The sequence below is a fragment of the Staphylococcus sp. EG-SA-15 genome (genome assembly GCF_017151895.1).
Taxonomy (GTDB): Bacteria; Bacillota; Bacilli; order Staphylococcales; family Staphylococcaceae; genus Staphylococcus; species Staphylococcus aureus.
In genome coordinates, this window is record NZ_JACVZN010000155.1 from 1 (window position 1) to 246 (window position 246).

The window sequence follows — 246 nt, forward strand, 5'->3', positions numbered from 1 at the left end:
GTTATCACTGTAGCCGTTGGCTACTATCTAAGATATGCATTGAGTTATCGTGATATATCTGAAATATTAAGGGAACGTGGTGTAAACGTTCATCATTCAACGGTCTACCGTTGGGTTCAAGAATATGACCCAATTTTATATCAAATTTGGAAGAAAAAGCATAAAAAAGCTTATTACAAATGGCGTATTGATGAGACGTACATCAAAATAAAAGGAAAATGGAGCTATTTATATCGTGCCATTGAT

The 246-nt window shown here is 34.1% G+C and carries 1 protein-coding gene; it reads left to right on the plus strand.

Features of this window, described 5'->3' with window-relative positions; translation table 11 throughout:
• The coding region (locus IDG64_RS14815) for a DDE-type integrase/transposase/recombinase (RefSeq protein WP_206171375.1) at positions 1-246 on the plus strand (246 nt) is incomplete at both ends.